The sequence below is a fragment of the Actinomadura roseirufa genome (genome assembly GCF_900659635.1).
Lineage (GTDB): Bacteria > Actinomycetota > Actinomycetes > Streptosporangiales > Streptosporangiaceae > Spirillospora > Spirillospora roseirufa.
The window spans coordinates 1-19,063 of sequence record NZ_CAACVB010000157.1; the positions used below are offsets into that span (position 1 = coordinate 1).

The 19,063-nt window shown below is 71.5% G+C and carries 15 protein-coding genes and 2 pseudogenes; 13 read left to right on the plus strand and 4 right to left on the minus strand.

The genetic code is table 11. The annotated features are described in order from the left end of the window. The 8 genes and pseudogenes from E1291_RS44735 to E1291_RS27425 form a co-directional block, all read left to right on the plus strand. Positions 1-130 (plus strand): annotated as a pseudogene (locus E1291_RS44735) (xanthine dehydrogenase family protein subunit M); the annotation flags it as partial. Between the two features lie 129 nt (positions 131-259). After that, positions 260-1,123, plus strand: a complete 864-nt coding sequence (locus E1291_RS27390) for an SRPBCC domain-containing protein (RefSeq protein ID WP_131740967.1) — start codon at positions 260-262, stop codon at positions 1,121-1,123. Positions 1,124-1,252: 129 nt separating this feature from the next. Beyond that, positions 1,253-1,954, plus strand: coding sequence for a class I SAM-dependent methyltransferase (locus tag E1291_RS27395; RefSeq protein WP_131740968.1), 702 nt, complete (start codon positions 1,253-1,255; stop codon positions 1,952-1,954). A 21-nt stretch (positions 1,955-1,975) separates the two neighbouring features. Continuing rightward, positions 1,976-4,273 carry an ATP-binding protein gene (locus E1291_RS27400; protein ID WP_278045287.1) on the plus strand — a complete coding sequence of 766 codons (2,298 nt, stop codon included), beginning with the start codon at positions 1,976-1,978 and terminating at the stop codon, positions 4,271-4,273. 102 nt (positions 4,274-4,375) lie between these two features. Then, the gene (locus E1291_RS27405) at positions 4,376-5,302 is read left to right on the plus strand and encodes a hydrogen peroxide-inducible genes activator (protein ID WP_242614405.1); all 927 of its coding nucleotides are present in this window, start codon (positions 4,376-4,378) and stop codon (positions 5,300-5,302) included. Between the two features lie 420 nt (positions 5,303-5,722). Next, entirely contained in the window at positions 5,723-9,220 is a 3,498-nt protein-coding gene (locus E1291_RS27415; RefSeq protein WP_131740971.1) for a bifunctional glycosyltransferase/CDP-glycerol:glycerophosphate glycerophosphotransferase, read from the plus strand. A gap of 27 nt (positions 9,221-9,247) precedes the next feature. After that, positions 9,248-12,760: a bifunctional glycosyltransferase/CDP-glycerol:glycerophosphate glycerophosphotransferase gene (locus E1291_RS27420; RefSeq protein WP_131740972.1), complete on the plus strand. Its 3,513-nt coding sequence runs from the start codon at positions 9,248-9,250 to the stop codon at positions 12,758-12,760. 166 nt (positions 12,761-12,926) lie between these two features. Next, positions 12,927-13,694 (plus strand): S1 family peptidase, encoded by a 768-nt coding sequence (locus E1291_RS27425; RefSeq protein ID WP_131740973.1) that lies wholly within the window; start codon positions 12,927-12,929, stop codon positions 13,692-13,694. Positions 13,695-13,862: 168 nt separating this feature from the next. Here E1291_RS27425 and E1291_RS27430 read toward each other — a convergent pair whose 3' ends face one another. Then, positions 13,863-14,429, minus strand: a complete 567-nt coding sequence (locus E1291_RS27430; RefSeq protein ID WP_131740974.1) for a hypothetical protein — start codon at positions 14,427-14,429, stop codon at positions 13,863-13,865. 555 nt (positions 14,430-14,984) lie between these two features. Further along, positions 14,985-15,176, minus strand: a complete 192-nt coding sequence (locus E1291_RS27435; RefSeq protein ID WP_131740975.1) for a DUF397 domain-containing protein — start codon at positions 15,174-15,176, stop codon at positions 14,985-14,987. Between the two features lie 119 nt (positions 15,177-15,295). Here E1291_RS27435 and cutA point away from each other — a divergent pair, with 119 nt between their 5' ends. Then, positions 15,296-15,631, plus strand: coding sequence for a divalent-cation tolerance protein CutA (gene cutA, locus E1291_RS27440; RefSeq protein WP_131740976.1), 336 nt, complete (start codon positions 15,296-15,298; stop codon positions 15,629-15,631). A gap of 256 nt (positions 15,632-15,887) precedes the next feature. Here the strand turns inward: cutA and E1291_RS27445 are convergent, their stop codons facing one another. Continuing rightward, positions 15,888-16,067, minus strand: coding sequence for a DUF397 domain-containing protein (locus E1291_RS27445; RefSeq protein WP_131740977.1), 180 nt, complete (start codon positions 16,065-16,067; stop codon positions 15,888-15,890). Then, positions 16,067-16,882 (minus strand): DUF5753 domain-containing protein, encoded by an 816-nt coding sequence (locus E1291_RS27450; RefSeq protein WP_131740978.1) that lies wholly within the window; start codon positions 16,880-16,882, stop codon positions 16,067-16,069. Before E1291_RS27450 ends, E1291_RS27445 begins: the two co-directional genes overlap by 1 nt. Positions 16,883-16,995: 113 nt before the next feature. On the opposite strand from E1291_RS27450, the gene E1291_RS27455 reads away from it, so the two are divergent. From E1291_RS27455 to E1291_RS27470, 4 genes and pseudogenes are all read left to right on the plus strand, one after another. Continuing rightward, positions 16,996-17,457, plus strand: a complete 462-nt coding sequence (locus E1291_RS27455) for an ATP-binding protein (protein WP_131740979.1) — start codon at positions 16,996-16,998, stop codon at positions 17,455-17,457. 180 nt (positions 17,458-17,637) lie between these two features. Then, positions 17,638-18,075, plus strand: a complete 438-nt coding sequence (locus tag E1291_RS27460) for a MerR family transcriptional regulator (RefSeq protein WP_131740980.1) — start codon at positions 17,638-17,640, stop codon at positions 18,073-18,075. A 59-nt stretch (positions 18,076-18,134) separates the two neighbouring features. Beyond that, positions 18,135-18,896, plus strand: coding sequence for an endonuclease/exonuclease/phosphatase family protein (locus E1291_RS27465; RefSeq protein ID WP_131740981.1), 762 nt, complete (start codon positions 18,135-18,137; stop codon positions 18,894-18,896). A 38-nt stretch (positions 18,897-18,934) separates the two neighbouring features. Continuing rightward, positions 18,935-19,063, plus strand: a pseudogene (locus tag E1291_RS27470) (IS5/IS1182 family transposase); the annotation flags it as partial.

Here is a 19,063-nt window from a genome sequence, read left to right on the forward strand (position 1 = left end):
CCGGTCCGCCGCCGAGCGGGCCGCCGAGGGCACCGAACCGCCGGGCGACCTGCACGGCTCGTCGGAGTACCGGACGCATCTGGCGTCGGTGCTCACGGCCCGCGCCCTCGCGGCGGCCGCCGCGGGCTGACGCGGACGCGGACCGGACCCGCCCGCCCGCTCCGGCGGGCGGGTCCGGCCCCGCGATCCCCGAGTGGCGGCGGGCCGGACGGCGGCCATAGGGTCGCGGGAAGCCTTCCGGACGATAAGGACAGCGATCATGGAGCTGGACCACGATTTCACCGTCCCCGTGCCGGCGGATCGGGCATGGACGGTGCTGCTGGACGTGGAGCGCGTCGCCGCCTGCGTGCCCGGCGCGACCCTCGACTCGGTCGACGGCGGGGAGTACGCGGGCCGGATGAAGGTGAAGGTCGGCGCGATGACCATCACCTACCGCGGCACCGCCCGCATCGTCTCGGCCGACGAGGACGCGCGCACGGTCACGTTGGAGGCCGCCGCGAAGGAGGCCCGCGGTCCCGGCACGGCGTCGGCGACCGTCCAGGCGCGGCTGCACGAGGAGGAGGACGGCACCACGCGGGTGACCGTCCACACGAAGCTGAACGTGACCGGACGGCCCGCCCAGTTCGGGCGCAACATCCTCTCCGAGGTCGGCTCGAAGATCATCGCCAGGTTCGCCAAGGCGCTCGCCGCGGAGCTGGAGGCCGAGCCCGCCGAGGAGGGCGGGCCGTCGGTCGCGCCGCAGACCCAGGCGCCCTCGGTCGAGTCCCTCCCGTCGGAGCCCAAGGCCGGTGACAAGGCGGGGAAGGGCTCCGGGACCGAGGTCGCGCCGACGGTCGAGCCGAAGGTGGAGCCCACCCTGGAGCCAGCCGTGGAGCCGGCCGTGGAGCCCGCCAAGGCGGAGGTCGCCGAGCCCGTCTCCGAGGGCCCGCAGTCCCCGGCCGCGCCGGCCGACGAGAGCGCGGCACGCGGGAACCCGCCCACGGCGTACGCCCGAGACGACGCGATCGACCTGCTGGAGGTGGCGGGGCCCTCGCTGGCCAAGCGGGCCGTCCCGGTGCTCGGCGCGCTGGTCGCGCTGTTCCTGGCGATCCGCTTCCTGGCCCGGCGCCGCGGCCGCGCCTGACCCGCGACGGCGCCCCGGCCCACGCCGCGGCCCGGTGGTCGTCGCGCGCGGGTCAAGGGCGGGTCAACGAATGCCGGGGGCGCGGCGGCGACGATGGCCCGGGACGCCGCCATGCCGTCGGCTTGACCCGTGGACACCATCGAGCTCCAGCGGGTCGCGCGGATCGAGGACGGCAACTGGTGGTACCGGGAGCGCCGCGCGATCCTGTCCCGCGAGCTGCTGCGGTTCAGCGCGCCCGGCGACGCCGTCGACATCGGCGCGGGCGCGGGCGGCAACTCCCGGGAACTGGCCGAGCACGGCTGGCGGGCCACCGCGATCGACCTCAGCCCCGCGGCCGTGGAGCTGGCGCGCGCGCAGGGCGTCGAGGCGTACGAGGGCGACGCGCGCTACCTGCCCCTGCCGTCGGCCCATTTCGACCTGGCGCTGGCCATGGACGTGCTCGACCACATCGATGACCACCAGCGCGCCGCCGCCGAGATCACGCGGGTGCTGCGGCCCGGCGGGATCGTCCTGCTGTCGGTCCCGTGCGACATGACGCTCTGGTCGGCGCACGACGTCTGCCTCGGCAGGGTCCGCCGGTACACGCGCCGCGCCCTCGTCGACCTGGTCGAGGGCGCGGGCCTGCTCCTGGACCGGGTGTGGAGCCGCGGCGTCCTGCTCCGCCCGGTCCTGCGCCGCCTCCGTCACCGGGGCCCGAACCGCGAGGACCTCGCGCCGCTCTCGCCGTTCGCCAACCGGGTCCTGGGCCTGTCCGCGGCGCTGGAGCGGCGCCTGCCGACCTCCTCCTGGCCCGGGACCTGCCTGTTCGCCCGCGCGCACCGTCCCGGCTGAGCACCGGGCGACAAACGCCATGTGCTGTTCCCTTCCGCGTTGCGCGGGCGGCGACATACTGGGATCGCGAAACGGGGTGGAGAGCCGGTCGGGGCCGGCCGTTTCCGGCGACGACCGTCCACACGACGGGAGGGTGCGCCTTTGTTCGGCGCGGCGCTGCGGAGAATGCGATGTGAGCGCGGGGTTTCGCTGTCCGCGCTCAGTCTCGCCGTCCACTACAGCAAGAGCTACCTGAGCAGGGTGGAGAACGGCGGCCGGCAGCCGGGACCGGAGCTGGCCCGGGCGTGCGACGACGCGCTCGGCGCGGGCGGGTCCCTGGTCGCGTTGCTGGCCGACCGCGGCGCGGACGCCCGGCGGGCGCCGCTGCGGCTGCCGCCCGCTCCCGCCGGGTTCACCGGACGCCGTGACGCCCTGGGCCGGCTCGACCTGCTACCGGGCTCCCCCGGCGAGCCGGTGCCGGTCGCCGTGATCGCCGGGGCGGCCGGGACCGGCAAGACCGCGCTGGCGCTGCACTGGGCGCACCGCGACCGCGACCGCTTCCCGGACGGGATCCTGTTCGCCGACCTCGGCGGGCACTCGGCGCGCCGCGCGCCGGCCGACCCCGGCGACGTCCTCGGCGGGTTCCTGCGCGCGCTCGGCGTCGCCCCGGAGGCGATCCCCGCGACGCCCGCCGACCGCGGCGCGCGCTTCCGGTCCCTGCTGGAGGGCCGCCGCGTGCTGGTCGTGCTGGACGACGCGGCGGACCCGGCGCAGGTCGGGCCGCTGCTGCCGGACGCGCCGGGCTGCGCTGTCCTCGTGACGAGCCGGGTCCGCCTGCCGGGGCTCGCCGGCGGCGTGCGGGAGATCGCGCTCGGGCCGCTGCCCCGGGACGAGTCGGCCGCGCTGCTGCGGGATCTGCTCGGCGACCGGGCGGACATGACGGCGGACACGGTGGCGGGCACGGTGGCGGGTACGGCTGTGGACATGGCGGCGTTCGCCGCCCGCTGCTGGGACCTGCCGCTCACCCTGCGGATCGCCGCCGCCCGGGTGCCGGGCCGGCCGGACGCGCGCCCCGTCCCGGAATGGGACTCGCCTGCCGCTCCCTGGGATGAGCGCTCGACACTGGAGGCGGTGCTCACTCTGGCGTACTCCTCTTTGCCGGGGGAACTCGCGCTGACGTTCCGGCTTCTTTCCCTGCATCCGGGGGCGACGTTCTGTGCGGGCTCGGTGCGCGCGCTGTGCGGGACGCCCGCGACCGGGGCGCTGGAGGCGCTCGCCGGGGCCCACCTCCTGGAGCACGCGGCGGACGGCAGGTACCGGCTGCACGACCTGGTCGCCGAGTACGCCGCGACCCGGCTGTCCGAGGACGACCCCCGCGCGACGGACAGGGCCCGTGAACGCCTCGCGGACTGGTACCTGCGGACGGCCCGCGACGCCGCGCGGCTCATCGCGGCGCACCGCCGGGTCGTCCCCGTCCCGGGTGAGGTACGGCCCCCGTTCGCGGACTATGAGGGCGCGGTCGCCTGGTGCGAGACCGAGCGCGAGGCGCTGCTGGCGCTGGTACGCGAGGCGGCCGGGGCCGGGCGGTGGGAGCGGGCCTGGAAGCTGCCCGCGGCGCTGTGGGGGTTCCTCTCCGTGCGCGGCCACTACCGCGACTGGCTGGAGGTCACCGAGATCGCCGTCCGCGCGGCCGAGCGGTGCGGGCCGTTCGCGCACGCCTGGGCGTTGAACGACCGCGGCACCGCCCTGACCGTCACGGGCCGGGATCACGCGCGGGCCGCCGAGCACTTCTCCACCGCGCTGCGGCTCCGCAGGGAGATCGGCGACGACTGGGGGGCCGGGCAATGCCTGGGCAACCTGGGTGACGTGCTCGTGCGGATGGGGCGCCCGGCGGAGGCGATCCCCCACCTTGAGACGTTGCAGGCGTTCGACGATCCCTGGGTGAAGGGGATCGGCCTGGCCAACCTCGGTGAGGCGTACCTGGAACTGGGCGAGCCGAAGCGTGCCGTGCCCGTCCTGGAGGCGGCATTGGCCTTTCACCGGCGGACGGGCAACCGGTGGTTGGAGGGGGTCGTCCTGAACCACCTCGGCCGTGCCCACCTGGATCTCGGCCAGCCTGACCGGGCGGCGGCCCGGCTCGACGACGCGCTGACCGTCCATGAGGGCATCGCCGACCAGTGGGGCACCGCGACGGCCCTGACCCTTCTAGGCCAGACCGCACGCGACCCTGCGGCGTCCCTGCCCGCGTGGACACGTGCCCAGGCCATCTTCGAGAGCCTGGCCGCCCCCGAGGCGGAGACCGTCGGCGCCCTCCTGGCCGGTGTCCGCCGGGAGGGGTGAATCGCCCGGGTCGCTCTTCGCGTCGGGTACCTTCCGGTGAGAGCGAGCCAGCAGGAGGCGAGCCGCGCCGGGGGGAGTGAGATGGCCATCAGCCGGCCGACGGTGGCTCAGCTTCGAGCCTTCCTGGCGCTCGCCGAGCACCTGCACTTCCGGGACGCCGCCGCCGCGCTCCGCATGAGCCAGCCCGCCCTGTCGGGCTCGGTGGCCGCGCTGGAGGAGACCCTCAACACCCGGCTCGTCGAGCGGACGACCCGCAAGGTGCTCCTCACCCCCGCGGGCGAGCAGGTGGCCCGGCGGGCGGAACTGGTCCTCGCCGAGCTCGACCGCATGGTCGAGGAGGTCCGGGCGGTGCGGGGGCCGCTGGTCGGTCCCCTGCGCGTCGGCGTGATCCCGACCGTCGCGCCGTACCTGCTGCCGGTCGTCCTGCCCCGCCTCGCCGAGGAGTACCCGGAGCTGGCCCTGTCGGTGCACGAGGAGCAGACCGACCAGATCGTGACCGAGCTGTTGGCCGGGCGGCTGGACGTGGTCCTGCTGGCGCTGCCCTCCCCGGTCACCGGGGTGACGGAGCTGCCGCTGTACGACGAGGACTTCGTGCTCGTCACACCGTCGTCCTATGACCTGGACGCCCCGGCGGAGGGCGTGTCACGCCAGGCTCTGAGCGATCTGGAGGTGATCCTGCTCAACGAGGGTCACTGTCTGCGAGACCAGACCTTGGACGTCTGCCGTGAGGTCGGCGCGCGCGCGGCGGCGGCCACCTACGCCACCAGTCTCGCGACGCTCGTCCAGCTCGTCTCCGGTGGGCTTGGGGTGACGCTCGTCCCGGAGACAGCGCTTCCAGTGGAGACACGGCGCGCCCCTAACCTCGCGCTCCACCGTTTCGCGTCCCCCGCCCCGTTCCGCAGGATCGGGCTGGGGTTCCGCGCGACCTCGCCCCGCTCCGAGGAGTTCGAGGTCCTCGCCACCAGCATCCGCACCGCGATCGCCACCTTGACGGACGGAACGCCCGCTCCCGGCATCCGTCCCGTCTGACGCCTCGGAGCGGGACCGCGCCGCGTCACATTCGCGGCGGGAGCGGTGTCGTACCCGTGAGGGCCCCCGGCAAATCGCACCGCCGTGGGCCCGCTACCGGCGTACCCCGGACGGCTGGAAGTTCGCCGAGCGGGTCTACGAGGTCAGGTATCTGGACACCACCCCGCTGGCGGGCTCGGCGCCCGGCGGGGAGGACGGCGCGAGGGGCTGAGTCCCCTCGGGGCGGGGCCCCGGGTCAGCGGCCGGTAAACGCGGGCCAGGTCGGGTCAAGTCTGTGTCAGGTGACGGCCTTGCAATCGCGATCCGCGTTCGGGAAATCGCGCGGCGTCACCATGCTCGGTCTGGCGAGGTTTCCCGGGTTCCCGGCCGCGAGTCCGGCCGCTTCCCGGCGGCGCCCCGCGCACCCGACCTGGAGGCCCCATGACCCCGAAGCTCAGCGTCGTCGTCCCGTTCCACAACACCGAGGATTACCTGCGGGAATGCCTGGAGTCGCTGGCCGGGCAGACCTTCCGCGACCTCGAAGTGATCATGGTGGACGACGGGTCGACCGACAACGGCGCGGTGATCGCCAAGGACATGGGCGGGCGCGACCCGCGGTTCCGGCTGCTGACGCGCGGCAACGAGGGCCCGGGGCCGGCCCGCAACGCGGGCGTCCGCGAGGCCACCGGGACCTACCTCGCGTTCGCGGACGCCGACGACGTGGTCGACCGCGAGGCGTACGCGCGGCTCGTCGCGTCGCTGGAGCGGACCGGGTCCGACATCGCGTCGGGGAACGTCGAGCGCTTCGAGACCGGCCGGACCTGGCAGTCGGCCCTGCACGACGGCGTGTTCACCGAGGCGCGTTCGCGCACCCACGTGACCTCCTTCCCGCTGCTGGTCCGTGACCGGACACCGTGGAACAAGGTGTACCGGCGGGAGTTCTGGGACTACGCCGGGCTGGAGTTCCCGGCGGGCTTCTACGAGGACCCTCCCGTCACCGCCCGCGCCCACGCCCTGGCGGGGACCGTGGACGTCCTGCAGGAGACGGTCTACTACTGGCGCAAGCGTCCCGGGTCCATCACCGAGGACCGCTACACCTGGGACAACATCTCCCAGCGGATGCGCTCGGCGCGCGACCTGCGCGACGGGCTCGCCGACTACGCGCCGCAGCTGCTGGCCGCCTACGACGAGCACGTCCTGGTCGACATCGAGCTGCGGATCCTGCTGGAGGCCCTGCCCCGGACCGCCGACGAGCACCGCGGCGAGCTGCTGGAGATGGGCGCCGCGCTGGCGGAGGAGATCGCCGGCCGCGTCGTGAAGCGGTTCCCGTCGATCACCCGGCTCCAGCTCCACCTGCTGGGCCGGCGGATGCTCCCCGAGCTGATGGAGGTCCTGCGGTTCGTCCAGCTCGGCATGCCCGCGCAGACGCCGCGGGTTCGCCGCGGGCTGCGCGCCCGCTGGTACGCCGAGTACCCGTTCTTCGAGGACGGCGAGCGCGCCGTCCCGTCCCACGTGTACGACGTGACCGACGAGCTGACGCCGGTCGCCGCGATCGACCGGGCGACGTGGGTGGACGGGCGGCTGCGCCTAGAAGGGCACGCCTACATCCGCCACCTCGACTCCTCCACCGAGGACGGCTCGCGCATCCGGTTGTGGCTGCTGGCGTCCAATCGCCGCGGGCTGATGCGCGTCCCCGTCCGGCGGGTCCGGCGCCCGGACGTGACGGCGCGGTCCCGGCAGCCGGTGGTGTCCTACGACTGGTCCGGCTTCGTCGCCGAGATCGACCCGTCCAGCCTGCGGATCTTCGGGCGGTGGCGGGAGGTCGACTGGATCCCGTGCGTGGAGGTCATCAACCGGGGGGTGTGGCGGCGGCGGACCTTCGGGAACCCGAAGCTGACCTGCCTGCAGTGGCCGGACGAGCGCGAGTGCGCGCCGGGGGTGCTGGTCCAGGGCGTCGCGGGCCGGCACCGGTTCGTCGTCCAGGTGCGGCGGGCCGATGCCGTCATCACCGGCTGTCACGTGGAGGGCGGCGACCTCTGGCTGGAGGGCCGCTGCGACGCCCCGCTCGGCCTGGAGCCGCGGATCACCGCGACGCCCCGGGTGGGCCGCGCCACCGTCGCCGGGCCGGTCGAGACGGCCGCCGAGTTCGCCTGGGAGACCGGCGGCCGGACCGGCGGCGGCCCCGGCGGTTTCCGGGCCCGGCTGCCGCTGGCCGGCCTGGCCCGCCGCCCCGGCGACTGGGAGATCACGCTGCCCGGCGGGATCAGGCCGCATCTGGATCGCGGCGCCGCGGCCGCGTTCCCGGTCAAGGACGGCGAGGTGGAGGTCGCGCCGACCCGCCGGAACACGCTGCGGCTCGTCGTCCGCGAGCCGGTCCTGGCCGTCGACCGGGCGGCGTGGTCGCCGGGCGGCGCGCTCGACCTGGCCGGCTCCTGCTCGGACCCGGCGGGCCGCCCGGACGCGCTGGTGCTGCGCCGCCGCCGCTCGTGCGAGGAGCACACCGTCCCGCTGCACTGGGACGGCGACCGCTTCACCGCGTCCTTCTCCCCCTCCCGGATGCCGGTCCTCGGGATGTCGCGGCCGCTCGTCGCGGGCCGCTGGGACGTCCTGGCGACGCTCGGCGGGCGGGAGCGGCCGGTGGTGATCCGCCGCCACGCCCTGCGAGACCTGCCGGAGCCGCACGAGACCGGCCTGCACCGGGTGGACGTGCGCGCGCGCAAGACCGACCAGCTCCTCCTCAAAATCGAGACGGCGCTGGACGACGACGAGCGCGGGCCGTACGCGCAGAGCCGGCTCCGCTCGGGGTACTACCGGCGGCAACTGAACCTGCCCATGCGCGACCTCGCCCTCTTCGACGCCTACAAGGGCCGCCAGTACTCGTGCAACCCGCGCGGCATCTACGACGAGCTGCGCCGCCGCGAGACGGACCTGGAATGCGTCTGGGTCACCGAGAACGGCCAGTTCGGCAGGCCCACGGGGGCCCGGACCGTCCTGGCGGGCACGCGCGAGCACTACGAGGCGCTCGCCCGCGCGCGCTTCATCTTCGGCAACTGGTCGCAGAACGAGTGGTTCACCAAACGCGAGGACCAGACGTACGTGCAGTGCTGGCACGGCACCCCGCTCAAGAAGCTGGGTTACGACGTCAAGGAGATGCCCTTCAAACGCACGGAGGGCCTCAGCTGGATGGAGCACGACGTCCCGCAGTGGGATCTGCTCCTGGCACAGAACTCGTTCTCCGTGCCGCTGTTCCGGCGTGCGTTCGCCTATGAGGGCGAGATCCTCGAAAGCGGCTACCCCCGCAACGACATCCTCGCCAGCCCCCACCGCGAGGAGATCGCGGAGGCGGTGCGACGCCGGCTCGGCATCCCGCCGGACCGCACGGTCGTCCTCTACGCGCCGACCTGGCGCGACGACTTCCACCACGCGATCGGAAAGCGCGCGTTCCGCCTCGAACTCGACGTCGACCGGTTCAGGTCGGCCCTCGGCCGCGACCACACGCTGTTGCTGCGCACCCACTACCTGGTGACGGACCGGCCGGCCTGCCGGCCGGGCGACAGCGTCCTGGACGTGTCGGTCTATCCAGACATCTCCGAGCTGTTCCTCATCAGCGACGTGCTCGTCACCGACTACTCCTCCGCGATGTTCGACTTCGCCGTCACCGGCCGGCCGATGGTCTTCTTCACCTACGACCTGGAGCGCTACCGCGACCACGTGCGCGGCTTCTACTTCGACTTCGAGGCGGAGGCCCCCGGCCCGCTGCTCGGCACGTCCCAGGAGGTCATCGAGGCCCTGGCCGAGCCCGGCGCGCTCGACGCCGGGTTCCGCGCCGCCCGCGCCGCGTTCGCGGCCCGCTACTGCCCGCACGACGACGGGCGCGCCGCGTCCCGTGTCCTGGACCGCGTCCTGCGGGGCTCCGCCGGCCCGGCCGACCGCCACTGAGAACGGACACTGAGAACGGAGCCGCCCGTGCCGCCCACCGTCAGCGTCGTCGTCCCCTTCCGGGACGTCGGGGAGTACCTCGCCGAATGCCTGGACTCACTGTCCCGGCAGACCCTGCGCGACCTCGAAGTGATCATGGTGGACGACGGGTCGGCGGACGGCGGCGCGGCGCTCGCGCGCGAGGCCGCCGAGCGCGACGACCGGTTCGTCCTGATGCGCCGGGACGGCGCGGGGCCGGGCCCCGCCCGCAACGCGGGCATCGCCCGCGCCCGCGGCCGCTACCTCGCCTTCGCCGACGGCGACGACGCCCTGCCGCCCTACGCCTACGAGCTGCTGGTCGGAACGCTCGAGTCGACCGGGTCCGACCTCGCGGGCGGCAACGTCCTGCGCCTGGAGGGCGAACGCGTCCGGCAGTCGTGGGTGCACGCCGAGCCGTACGCGGCGACGGTGAAGGCCACCAACATCACCCGGTACCCCGTCCTGGTCCAGGACCTCACCGTCTGGAACAAGGTGTACCGGCGGTCGTTCTGGGACGCGCACCGGTTCGAGTTCCCCGCGATGCTCTACGAGGACCTGCCCGTCAGCATCGAGGCGCACGTGCGGGCGGCCGCCGTGGACGTGCTCGACGCCACCGTCTACTACTGGCGCCGCCGCCCCGGCTCGATCACCCAGAACCGGTACGACCTGGGCAACATCGCCGACCGGATGTGCTCGCTGGAGATGGTCCGCACCGTCCTCGGCGACCACGCGCCCGCGCTGCTGCCCGCCTACGACCGGCACGCGCTCGGCCGGGACGTCCGCGCGCTGATCGGCGCGCTGCCCGGCGCGTCCGAGGCCGACCGCGCCCGCCTGGTGGAGCGCGGCGCCGGGATCGTCGCGGCCACGACCCCGGCGGCGGTGGGCGGGCTGCCCGCCCTCACGCGGCTGGAGCTGCACCTGCTCCGCGAGCGGATGCTGCCGGAGCTGCTGGAACTGCTGCGCTTCGAGGAGGACGCGCCGCAGGACGTCCCGCTGGTGAGCCGCGGCAAGGTCCGGCAGCGCTGGTACGCCCGCTACCCGTTCTTCGGCGACGCCGAGCGCCGCGTCCCGGACGAGGTGTACGACGTCACCGCCGAGTTCCCGCTGTGGACGGAGGTCGACCGCCTCCACTGGGACGGCGGCGCGCTCGTCGTCGAGGGCCACGCGCACTTCGGCCGCCTCCCGGTCGAGTCGGCGGACGACTCGCGGATCCGGATATGGATGCGCGACGCCCGCACCGGCAAAGAGGTCAGGCTCCCGGTGGAGCGGACGCGCTGCCCCGAGGCCACGGCGCGGTCGGGCCAGTCGCGCGTGTCCTACGACTGGTCGGGGTTCCGCGTCCGCGTCGAGCCGGAGGCCCTCCAGGACGGCGGCGAGTGGCCGGCGGCGACCTGGGAGCTGCACGCCGAGGTGACCACGGCGGGGCGCCGCGCCGCCCAGCGGCTCACCTCGGCCGCGCCCGCCGTCAACTGGGCCGCCGCGCGGCAGGTCGACGAGCACGTCGTGATCCAGCCGGCGGCCGGGGACGGGTTCGCCGTCCACGTCAAGCACATCAAGGCCGTCGTCACCGGCTACCGGGCGGCCGGCGCGTCGATCGAGCTGACCGGCTGGACGCGGCGCGCCCTCGGCGCCGGCGCCGCCCTCGTCGCCGCGCGCCGGCACGGCGGCGCCGAGGTCCGCGGCGAGGTCACCCTGCGTCCGGCGACGACACTGCGCACCGGGACCGGCACGGGCTTCGACTTCACCGCCACCCTCCCGCTGGAGGAGCTGATCTCCGCGGCCGGGGGACGCGGCGGCGCGCACCTGCGCGACGTCATCGACTGGGACGTGCGCCTCACCGGCACGGGCGGGCCGCTCCGCCTGACCGTGGCCCGCAACCTCGCCGGGGCGCGCTTCGCCTCCGGCGACCGGGAGTTCGCCCTGACCCGCACCGCCTACGGCAACCTGCGCGGCGTCGAGCGCGGCCGCCGTCCCGTCGTCACGTCTGCCGCGTGGGACGCCGAGGACCGGCTCACCCTGGCCGGCGACATGGCCGGCGACAGCGCCGGTGAGGGGGCCGGGCCCGGCGACCGCCCCGGCCACCTGGTGCTGCGGCGCCGCCGGTCAGGCGACCGGCACCGCGTCCCGCTCACCTGGGCGGAGGACCGCTTCACGGCCGTCCTCGCGCCGGGGGCGATGCCGCTGTTCGGCGAGCGGGTCCCGCTGGCCGGCGGGACCTGGGAACTCCTCACCCCGGACGGCGCCGCCGTCGTGCTGGAACGCGCGATGATCTCCCGGCTGCCCGCCCGGCGCCCGGTGGGCGTCCACGAGTTCGAGGTCGGCGTCCACCAGGTCGACGCGCTGCTCCTGCGCGCCCGCACCGCCCTCGGCGACGACGAGCGCGGCCGCCACGCGCAGCGGATCCTGCGCGAACGCGACTATCCCGTCTACCTGCGCAGCCCCCTGACGGAACTCGCCGTCTTCGACAGCTATGGCGCGTCCCAGTACAGCTGCAATCCACGCGCCGTCTACGAGGAGCTGACGCGGAGCCACCCCGACCTCGAATGCGTCTGGATCTCCAAGGACGGCCAGTTCACCCCAGAGGGCGACGCGAGAACCGTCCTGGCGGGAACCCGCGAGCACTACAGGACGCTCGCCCGCGCACGCTACATCGTCACCAACTACGGCCTCCCGCCCTGGTTCACCAAGCGGCCCGACCAGAGATACCTGCAGACCTGGCACGGCACTCCGCTGAAGCGCATCGCGCACGACCTCAAGGAGATGCCCTACCGGCGTGTGGAGAAGCTCGACTGGATGGAGCACGAGGTCCCCCGCTGGGACGTCCTCCTGTCCCCGAACCCGTTCACCACCGAGGTCATGCGCAAGGCGTTCCGGTACGACGGGGAAATCCTCGAATCGGGGTATCCGCGCAACGACCTGCTGACCACTCCGGACTTCTCCCGCGCCTGTGCCCGCATCCGCAAGCGGCTGGGCATCCCCAAGAAGAAGAAAGTCGTCCTGTACGCCCCGACCTGGCGCGACGACCTGCACCACTCCCCCGGCAGGCGCGGCTTCTCCCTAGAACTCGACGTGGAGACCCTGCGCCGTGTCCTGGGCAAGGACCACGTCCTGCTCGTCCGGACCCACTACCTCGTCAACGACCGTCCCCACCATCCCGAGAACGCCTTCGTGATGGACGTGTCCCGCTATCCCGACATCGCCGAGTTGTACCTCGCGGCCGACGTCCTGGTCACCGACTACTCCTCCGCCATGTTCGACTACGCGTGCACGGGCCGTCCCATGGTCTTCTACACCTACGACCTGGAGCGCTACCGCGACCACGTGCGCGGGTTCTCCCTCGACTTCGAGGCCGAGGCGCCCGGTCCCCTTCTCACCTCGTCCGGCGAGGTAGCCGAGGCCCTGCGCGCGATCGACGACGTCCAGGACCGCTACGTGGACGCCTACGACAGGTTCTTCGACACCTACTGTCCCCACGACGACGGCCAGGCGTCCGCCAGGGCGATCGCCCGCCTCCTTCCCTAAGGCGGCCGCATTTCCCCGGAGGATGTGCGTACTGGACGACGATAAGTGCCCCTATTGTCAGCAACAATGCCCTTTCGCGCCCTCTTCGCCTCTCGCACTGTCCGGCGGATATTGATCTCCCTTAACTTGATCCACATCCCATTTCCGGCAGAAAGGGAGTGACGCCATGCGCAACCTCAAAACGATCTTGGCGGCCTGCGGATCGGTGCTCGCCATCGCCCTGACCTGCGCTTCACCGGCGCGGGCCGCCGCGTCCCCCGCCATCATCGGCGGCACGCAGGCCACGGTCCCCTACTCGTTCATGGTCTCGATCCAGGACGCCGAGACGCACTTCTGCGGCGGCAGTCTCGTCTCGCCGACCTGGGTGGTCACCGCGTGGCACTGCGTCGACGGCCATGTGCCCGCCGACCTCAGGCTGCGCGTCGGCGGCCTGAAATGGGCCACCGAGGGCAAGGCGCGGGGAGTCGCGGAGATCGTCCGGCACCCGCAGGGCTCGGGCACCGAGAACGACATCGCGCTCCTCAAGCTCGACCAGCCGGTGACCAACACGCCCGTCCGGATCGGCGCCCGCCCGGCCGACGGGACTCCGGACCGGCTCATCGGCTGGGGATGCACGACCCCGGGACAGGCGTTCTGCACCCCGCCCGACTCGCTCCGCCAACTCGACTCGGCGATCCGTCCGGCGACCCTCTGCGACTCCCCCAACGCCCCGGACCCGGCCAAGGAGTTCTGTACCGGCAACCCCGCCACCCAGACGGGTCCCTGCCGCGGCGACTCCGGCGGACCGCTGCTGATCGCCGGACCCGCCGGCTGGCGGCTGATCGGGGCGTTCAGCCGGATGAACGAGATCTTCTGCTCGGACGGCAAGGGCATCTACACCGACGTCACCGCCCACCGCCCCTGGATCGAGACCATCACGGGCCCACTCCCCTAACCCGCGGGAACGCCACCCCCGGCCGCCGGTCGCACGCACCCACCCCGCGCCCCGACAGCGCCCGGCGGCCCTTCAGTCCGGGGAGAGCAGGACGGCCACGAGAACGCCTAGGGACCGTCTCTGGGCGTTTGACGTTCTGGTCCTCGGTGTCGGGTCGGATGATGCGGCTCACGCCCCGGTGATCTGGACCAGGATGGTGCCGTTCTGGGTGGTGAGGCCGCCGGGGGCCAGGCATTGCAGGGGGTTGACCAGGGGATAGGCCCAGGTGATGGCGGCCGCGGCGCCGGTGAACTCGCCTGCGGTGACGGTACCGGTGGCGATGTTCTGCACGATGCCGCCGGTCGCGGTCAGTTCGCTGACCAGGCCCGTGAGGGTGGAGGTCTGGCCGTTGTTCCAGTGGATGGTGAGCTGGCCGCCACCGGCGGGGTTGGCTTCGACGTAATTGCAGGCGGCGTTCGGGACGCTGTAGGAGAAGGGGCCGCCGGTGTTGATGCCGGTGATGGTGGAGTCGGTGGAGGTGCAGGAGGTGATGGTGTCGGTCTCGTCCACGGTGACGGTCTGGGGAGTGAGGGTGAGGCCGGGGGTGTAGGTGACGTGGGTGGTGCCGGTGCAGGTGGTGGACGAGGCGGCGTGGGCGGCCGGAGCGGGCAGCAGCGCGGCCGCGGCCACCATCGCGGCGAGCGCGGCGGCCCGCCGGGTGAGGCGGGTGCGGCGGGCCGATCGGGTGGGGGTCATGTGGTCCTGCCTTCCTTCTCGGACTGGTCACGGTCGTGCCGGGGCAAGGTCGCAGGGCCCGGATCCGCCGGTCCGGCGGGGGCCACCCGGACGAGGGCGACCCGGGTGGGAACGCTCATGGCACCGGGTGGCCCCGGCGGCGGGCCGGGGACCACCTGGTCAGGGCTCGGGGGTCGATCCATCAATCTGCGGGCTCTGTCGGGACGGGGCACGGTTCATAACCGAAACGGATCATTCGCCTACCGTGAGCAATACGGCCAGGTTCCACGCCGTCCCGCATGAACACCAGGGGACCTACGTCCTGCGCGACTCGGGACCGGTGTCCCCTATGCGGGCCAACCGGACCGCCTCCACCTCCAAGAGACGCCCCTACCTGCGGTTACACCCGATGCCGGGGACCCGCTGGCGGGTTGAGCGCCACAGCGGCCCCGGCCGCAAGGTCCTGGCCGCTTACGGTCTGCCGACCGCCTGTCACCAGATCTACGTACCGCTAGCAATCCCCTAGAAACACAGAAGGCCCCTCCACGGAGGGGCCTTCTGACAGGGGCCAGCAGCTCACAGCTCGTACTGCCCAGCCTTCACTTCAGCCAGCAAGCCGGCCAGGCTCTCACGCGGTAGCGAGTAAGCAGGCCCCTCGGGGTCCTGCGAGTCACGCAGGCCGACGCGTCCGTCTAGGCGAGCCAGCTCCACACAAGCTCCGTTAACGCTTCCCTCACCGTAGGTCATCGACTTACGCCACTCGGTCATCTGAACTCCTCCGCAATCTGTTCGAGCAGGGCTGGAGCTCGAACGCTTCGGGCAATGCCCGCCGGTCTCGAATTCTCCAGGTCAGGGCGGTGCTACCGCCAGGCGGTTAAGGTCGGTGCATGACCCAGAACCTCGAAGTACACGTCACGGCCGGTAGCCGTGAAGAGGCGGAGAAGGTGGCCCAGGCCGCGGTCGAGGGGCGACTCGCGGCCTGTGCGCAAATCAGCGGTCCGATCGCGTCCACCTATTGGTGGCAAGGCAAGGTGGAGAAGGACGAGGAGTTCTCGGTCGTGCTGAAGACGACCAGCGCGCGTCTCGACGACCTCATAGCCGCGATCAAGGCCGTCCACTCGTACGACACCCCCGAGATCGTGGCGGTGCCGATCGTCGGCGGGCTCGGGGACTATCTCACGTGGATCAAAGAAGAGACGGAGGCCCCGTCGTCGGCCGGCTAGCCGCGTACTCGGTACGGAACTGCACGGCCACGGACACGGTGGAACCCGCGAACTCGTCGACGACCTGGTCCAGGCGGTCCCACCCAGTAGGTCGCCATGGCTGTAGCCCCTTCGAAGGCCGCGAGAGGAAGACAAATCCAGCAGTGCCGTCAGTCTCATTGCCGACGCAATAAAGGATGCCCCAAACACACGGAAGACCCCTCCGCGGAGGGGTCTTCTCAAGCTGACCGGGGGTCAGCAGCTTCCTTCTTTCCGGCTACAGCTCATGCTCCCCGGCCTTGATCTGTGAAAGGAGGTCAGCCAGGTGGTCTCGGCCAACCATGAGCTTGGGCCCCTCTGGGTCTGTGGAGTCTCGCAACCCCACCTCCCGACCCAGGTCGGCTACCTCAACACAGTTGTTACCAGATGAGTCGCTGTAGCTGCTCTTGCGCCACATCAGAACGCCTCCATTCTTCTCTGAATCAGTGCTCTAGAGGACCTTACGTTAAGCGCCGCGTCTCCGATACGTGACCAGCGCACGTCATACTGATGCACAGCCTGCGGCGCCTGCTCAAGGCGCCCTCCTCCGCACGACTCAAGGTAGGCCACCTGTCCCTCTGGGACTGTGGTCACCAGGAAGGCACCTTCTAGCCCAAGGTGGAAACCCTCCTCTGTGGGCACGACCCTGATCGATACGCCGGGACGCTCCCCCACCTCTAGGAGGTGCCCTAGCTGCGCCCGCATCACCTTCGGACCTCCGATGGGGGCCTCTAGCACCCACTCCGCCAGGAGCACCCGCAACTCCGGGGCCACTCGCCGGTCCAGAATCTCCTGCCGGGCCATGCGACTCCGCACGGCGGCGTCCACATCGCTCACCATCTGCCCCTCTTCCAGAAGGGTCCGCGCGTACTCGGGGGTCTGGAGCAGTCCGGGTACTAGCGCGAGTTCGTAGATCTTGAGCACCCGGGCCCTGACCTCGAACGCCAAGTGGCTCCGGAACCAGTCCGGAGAGTGCCCGGCGCGGGCATATCGGACCAACCTTCGGAAATGCTCACCAAGGCGAAAGTGTAGGTCGATACGCTCCGCATGATCCAGGTTCATCCGGTGCGTTGGCCGCGCATGCTCGATGTTCGATACCACGGCCTTTGTGGTCTGCATAATGCTTCCCATCTGAGACAGTGAGAGTCCTTCGCGTTCGCGCCAAAAGCGCAGCTCAACCGCAACCCAGTGCCACATGTCCTCGTCTGCGGTCAGTGACACTACGGGGGCCATCGGTCACACTCCCGGGGGTATCGAGGTATCGGGCTGCCAACGATACGCGACGTCTACAGCGCTCGCGCGTAACTCTATATCTCGCGCCACACTTCGAGCGAGGAGGCCACCGCGTGCAGATCAAGACAAATGCCACCAATGTGCTGGAATGGTCCGCGCCGGCTACCACAAAGCTGCCCGGAAAGTTTCGACGCACCCTGGCCGACCGGCTCGATCAGCTCGGCCTCACGTCTCAGGTAGACCCGGGAAAGATCGAGGATGTCTGCTCGATCGCTACCGAGCTGGCGACCAACGCGGTCGACGAGACGGCGGACAAGGTGGTGACAGTCCGCGCCGTCTTCAGCGAAATTGACGTCTGGGTAGGCGTGTGGGACAGCTCGGAGAACATGCCAGCGGCGAAGTTCCCCATGCCCCAACTGGACGCGATCGACGCAATGCCCGACGAGGCGGGCACCGAGGGCCTTCCCAGCTTCCGCGGGTTTGGGCTCCCTCTCGTATTGATGCTCGCGAAAGAACTCAAGGTCGAGCACACGCCGCCAGTCGGAAAGTGGGTCTGGGCTCGTATCGAGTTCTAAGCCCACCGGCCCCTACCGCCCTTTTCGTTGAGAGAAGTATCAGCCGCGGGCTTACCCGCAGCCTGGATCACTCTCGGATCGTGGATTGCCACAGATGGGAGAGCAAGCTTGAGCGCTGTTAGCCGGACCGTCCTTCTTCTGGGCGCTCTGTGCCTGACTGCGGCCCCCGGTAGCATAAGGATGGTCGCCACCAGCGAAGCTGTGCGGCGTTTGGGCATCTCGCGTAAGACGCTCATAGCCTGGGCCGAGGCAGGTTGGCTGCGCTTCGAGAGAAGCGGTAGGGGCCGCGCGGGCGGTCGGTGCTACCACGTTGCCGATGTCGAAGTACTGGAAGCGCTACGCCACCGCCTCAACCAGGCTTTAACCATAGATCTTCTTGTCATGCATCAACCGCGTGCAGGCCGAAACGCGGAGAGACAAAACAAGATCGAGGTGACGGCCGAGCAGCTGAAGGAGCTGCTTCAGGCCATGCTTGGCGACGTCATACGGCTGGCCGGCTGGGGCACCGTCGCGGCGGAGAGACTCCAGGTACACGCAGCCGAGGCGGCGGAAGCCGCTGTCGGGCAGCTGGAAGAGCCGTCCGCTCCAGCCTTCCCCAACACCACGCCGGAGGATTAGGAATAGCAATCGTCGCGCCGGGCATTGCCCCACGTCTTCACCTCACCATCGGAGAAGTCATGAAGCTGACCTATGCGATCTGGAACCTATTGGAAGGTGGCATCGACGGCGGCAGCGACGCCAGGCTCCGCCGACAGATGACGTTGCTCGCCTCGTACTCGCCGACGGCCGTCGGATTGCAGGAATGCACGTACTGGGATCGGAACCACTTCCGCACCTTCCACTTGGTCGAGCAGTTGCTGGGCATGCGGGGCTTCCTTCGCCCGAGCGCGCATCACGGCTGCCATTTGGCGATCTTCGTCCGTGAAGACGACGGTCTGAAAGTGATCGAGCAGCGACACGAACACGGGCACCCGTACTGGCACGGCGTCGCCCGCATCGTCGTGCAAACGGACGGGCAGCCGTATCCCCTGCAACTGGCCAGCATCCACCTGGCCCCTTCCAGTCCGGTGATCCGGCTCGCCGAGGCCGAGGCGCTCGGCCTGATCGCCAAGGAATACCCCGCCATCATCGGCGGAGACTTCAACGCCCTCCCGGTCGGTGACCCCGTACCTCACGCGCCTGCGGGACGCTCACGGCGCAAGCTCGACCGCCGTCCCGCCCAAGCGCTCGAAGAATCCGGATTCCTCGACGTCGGCGCACACCTGAGCGACACCACTCCCACGGTCGGGCACGACAGCGAACTGCCCTACCGCTGCGACCGGGTCTACACCACCCTGCCGGTCGGCACGATCACCGGCCACCGAGTCATCACCAGCGCGGACGGCGAGTCCGACCACAGACCCGTCATCGCCGAATTCGACCTCACCCGCGCCGCATAAGAAGTTGTTTCGTTTGGTGTGGTCGATAGTGTTTCGGCGTGACGATGGTGGAGCGTCTGGTTCCGGACGAGCTGTGGGAGTTGTTCCAGCGGGTGGTGCCACCTGCGCCGACGCGTCCGCAGGGTGGTGGGCGGCGTCGTGCCGGGGATCGCGAGGTGCTGGCGGCG